The 387-nt window shown below is 43.7% G+C and carries 1 other RNA gene; it reads left to right on the top strand.

Annotation, left to right across the window (positions count from 1 at the left end):
• Positions 1-290: RNase P RNA component class A (gene rnpB / locus ACYVTD_RS17660), an RNA gene on the top strand; the annotation flags it as partial.
• Positions 291-387 lie beyond the last annotated feature (97 nt).

Here is a 387-nt window from a genome sequence, read left to right as displayed (position 1 = left end):
TTTTAGGATAGCTTTGCCGGATAACGTCCGGTGCTGGCGACAGTGAGGAAAGTGCAACAGAAATAGACTACCGTTTTTGCGGTACAGGTGGAAAGGTGGGGTAAAAGCCTACCAGCGATTATGGCGACATTTTCGGCTATGTAAACCCCGAAAGAATGCAACATCAGCTGCAGGAAGCATACTATCCTATGCGTTATTCCTGCGAAAGATGGCACGAGGTGTATAGCAATATGCATCCCAGATAGATGATTACCGTTAGACAGAACCCGGCTTATAGGATTGTTCATTTTATCATTAAAGCTTCTTAATAGGGAGCTTTTTTGCTTGCATTTTGTTTTTCTTTATGATACAATAGAAATGCTTTGCCGATGTAGCGGGGGCGTTAGC

The organism is Treponema sp. R6D11 (genome assembly GCF_054786075.1).
This window is presented reverse-complemented; position numbering and strand designations above follow the sequence as displayed.